Origin of the sequence: Gordonia sp. (in: high G+C Gram-positive bacteria), assembly GCF_049299075.1 — a bacterium.
Lineage (GTDB): Bacteria > Actinomycetota > Actinomycetes > Mycobacteriales > Mycobacteriaceae > Gordonia.
The window spans coordinates 1-3,451 of record NZ_JBAQWU010000448.1; the positions used below are offsets into that span (position 1 = coordinate 1).

Annotated in this window: 4 protein-coding genes; all 4 read right to left on the reverse strand. The window is 66.2% G+C overall.

The annotated features are described in order from the left end of the window. A partial coding sequence (locus WAW85_RS14210) for an MlaD family protein (RefSeq protein ID WP_422560247.1) occupies positions 1-215 on the reverse strand: 215 nt, incomplete at its 3' end. Continuing rightward, on the reverse strand, positions 215-1,258 hold the full coding sequence (locus WAW85_RS14215) for an MlaD family protein (RefSeq protein ID WP_422560248.1): 1,044 nt from the start codon (positions 1,256-1,258) through the stop codon (positions 215-217). The genes WAW85_RS14215 and WAW85_RS14210, both read right to left, overlap by 1 nt. 9 nt (positions 1,259-1,267) lie before the next feature. Then, positions 1,268-2,287 (reverse strand): MlaD family protein, encoded by a 1,020-nt coding sequence (locus WAW85_RS14220; protein WP_422560249.1) that lies wholly within the window; start codon positions 2,285-2,287, stop codon positions 1,268-1,270. Then, a partial coding sequence (locus WAW85_RS14225; RefSeq protein ID WP_422560250.1) for an MCE family protein occupies positions 2,284-3,451 on the reverse strand: 1,168 nt, incomplete at its 5' end. The genes WAW85_RS14225 and WAW85_RS14220, both read right to left, overlap by 4 nt.

Sequence of the window (3,451 nt, forward strand, 5' to 3'; positions counted from 1 at the left end):
ACGCGGCCGATCGGCACGCCGAGCACGGTGACCTTGGAGCCTTCGAAGAGTCCATTGACGTAGGCGAACTCGGCGTACACGGTGCGCACATCGGGTGTGCGGACCAACAGGTACCACCCACCGGCGACCAGCGCGGTCACCAGGATCAGCCCCACCATGATCCGGCCGCCGTAGCGCTTGCGCTGGCGAACCTCACGTACTTGCCGGAACGTCATCAGCTGCACCCCTCCATTACGCCGAGCACACAGAGCAGTCCGTCGGGAATCACCGCGGACGGGGAGACGACATCGGCCCAGTTGCCGTTGCCAGTCGAGTCCACGATGGTGCGCATCGCCGGCGGCAGCTTCTTGAGGGACTGGTCGATATTGGCCGCATTGGCCCGCAACGTGCCGGTGACGGAGTTGATGTTCTCGATCAGCTGACCCATCGGCACCGTCGGGAAAGTCTGCGCCATCTGACCCAGCACCAGGCGCAGGTTGTCGGCCAGGCGGGTCATCACCACCTTGCGCACCACCAGTGTCTGCACGATCGCCTGCGTGCTGGCCATTGCCGAGGAGAGCGAATCGGCTTGCCGCACCGACACGTCCGCCAGGCGCTTGGCCACCTGCAGCAATTGGCTCAGCTGCGCACCGGTACCGGAGATCGCCAAGGCGGCACCGCCGGCACCGGACAGCGCGCTCGTCAGCTCGCCCCCCTCGGGCACCATGGCGCGCATGGTGGTCATCATGGACCGCATCACCTCGGCGTCGACGCCCGCGGAGGCCTGGTAGGCGTCGGCGGAAATATCGTCGAGCGAGTACGGCGAATCAGTCCGCGCCAACGGGATGGTGCGGTTCTCGCCGACTTCGCCGGTCCCGCCGGGGATCACCTCGAAGTACCGCTTGCCAAGCACGGTGCGCAGCCGCACGGTGGCCCGGGTCTGATCGCCGAGCGGCTGGTCGTTGTCGAGCCGGAAGCCGACGCGCACGTGGTCGCCAGCTAGCGCGATCGACTCGACCCGGCCGGCCGGGACCCCGGCAACCAGCACCGGATCGGAGGTGGTCAGCCCACCGGCGTTGGCGAGTTCGGCCGTGTAGCCGGAGGTCTTGACGTGGTACGAGAACTGCGGCACACCGACCGCCACCAGAACCAGGACCAGCAGCGTCGCGATTCCGGCCGTGCCGAGCACCGCAGGCGACGAGCCCTGCCCGCGCTTATCGGATTTGAAGATGAATTCCAGGACGCCGACGAAGACATCGATGAGTCGAACCAGAAACATTCCGCGCCCCTACCTGCACACCGGCGAATGGAGCGGACCAAAAATGTTCGCTTCGAGGTCGAAACCCTTGAGCGTGAAGTTGCACAGGTACAGCATCATGAAGCCCCCGTAGCGTCCGCTGTGGTTGATCCGGTCGGCCAGCACCGGGAACCGGTCCATGAACGTGTTGAACTTGGCGGTCTGCGGAATCCAGCTCGCTGTCACCTCGTTGAGCCCGGTCAGCGTGCCGGCGAAGGAGCTGCCAGCTGCCGTCATCATCTGCGCCAGTGCGCTCACCGCTTGGTCGCCTGAGGCCAGCAATTCGGCGAACTGGCCGCTGTCTCCGACGATCGCACCGGTCAGCTGCCCCAAGCCCGCGAACAGCTCGTTGAGCTGTGTGCTGCGGGCGTCGGCGGCGCTCATCAACGTGTTCAGGTTGGTCACCAACTCGGCAAAGACCGGTCCGTTGGCGGTGAGGTTCGCACCGAGTTCGCCGATCTGCCGAAGCAGGAGATCCACCGACTTCGTCCGGCCTTCGAAGGTATCGACGAAGCCCTGCGCCAACTCGTTGACCTGCTTGGGCTCCAGGGTGGCGAACAGTGGTTGAAAGCCGTTCATCAGCGCGGTCAGATTCACCGGCGGCGTGGTCGCGGCCACCGGCACCACATTGCCCTGCCGGCGCGGCGCCGACGGACCCGCGTCCGACAGCGCAATGTAGCGGGCTCCCAGCATGTCGGCGTAGCGGACCGCCGCATGCACATGCTCGGGCACCTGCTGAGCAGCTTCGACCTGAACGTCGACCGCCGCGAGCGCGGTCCCGTCCGGCTGCGCCTGGAACGCGACCCCGGCCACCCGGCCGATCCGCACCCCTGCCATCTTGACCGGGTTACCCTCCACCAGGCCCTCGGCGTCAGCCATCAGCAGGGTGTATGTGTGCACCGCACCGGGCACCGGCACCCGAAGGGTGTTGATCATCAGCGTCGCGGCCAGGATCCCGATCAGCACAAAGACCAATGATTTCAGGGCCGTCGTCATCGACAGTTTGGTCATCGCAACACCACCTGATTTCCGCGAACCATCGGTCCGAGCATCAGCGTCGTCGCCGCATTGGGCTTGTCCGACGCCGCCGCCGGGGCGATGGCACCCTGCAATTGACCGAGGGCGCCAGCCTCCGCGCTGCCGTCGACGACGTCCGAGGCCGGCTTCACTTTCGGGGTGCGCTCCACCGGGCCCGGGACACGCTGGCCGGGTTCCCGTACCGGGCCGACACCGCGGGTCGAGCCGGTACCGAAACACTGTGCGCCGCGCACGGTGTTTGCGTCGTTCCGGTACGTCGGGCAGTCCGCGGCCGTGTACGGCATCGGCTGAGAGAACGTCGGCACGGCAGTGATATTGAACCGGCCGTTGGCAAAGAGAATGGTGCCCGCGGCACCAAACTTGCTCGCTTCCTGCACCGTCCGCGTGATCCCCTGCGGATTCTCGGCGACGGTGGCGAGAATCTTGCCGGTGGAGTCCAGCACGGTGATCAGGTTGGCACGCTGCTGGGCGACGAAGCTACCGGTCGCGGTCACAAATCCACTCGCCGCGGCGAAGAACTCCGCCAACTGGTTGCCGTGCTCGGCGATCCCCCGAGAGATCGACGTCACCGAATCCAGCGTCGCAATGATGTCCGGGGTGGCCCGGCGCAGCGACTCGGCGACGCGGCGAAACTCCGGAGTGGCGTCGATGAACCGATTGATCGACGTTTCGAGCTCCTGCGAGGCTGCCCACCAGTCGTCGATCATCACGCCCACTTCGGTGCCGCGGCCGCCGATGGCGCGATTCATCGCGGCCAGCGCCACGTTGATCTGGTCGGGCTGCACCTCATTGATCAGACTCGACATCTTGGTAAAGATGTCGTAGAGATTGACTGCGTCGGGGCCGTCGTCGACCACCAGGGTGTCCCCCGGCTCGAGCGACCGGCCTTGGCCCGCCGCCGGATTCGTCGTCGCGAGTAGCTGCAGGTTGATGTCGCCGAAGAACGTGCGCGGAACCACCCGAACGATCGAGGTGCTCGGAATATCGTCCATGGCTCCCGAGTCGATCGTCAGGCCGACCCGCGAGGCCTCCGCCCCGGCATCGATCGAGGTGATCTCTCCGACCTTGACGCCGTGAAAGCGGACCGGCGCGCCGGTCTGGATCAGTCCGGCCGAGACGGGGATGACGGTGTACACC

Excerpts from the sequence above, each read along its gene's own strand:
- WAW85_RS14220 (WP_422560249.1), bottom strand. The coding sequence starts at position 2,287 with ATGACCAAACTGTCGATGACGACGGCCCTGAAATCATTGGTCTTTGTG.
- WAW85_RS14215 (WP_422560248.1), bottom strand. The coding sequence starts at position 1,258 with ATGTTTCTGGTTCGACTCATCGATGTCTTCGTCGGCGTCCTGGAATTC.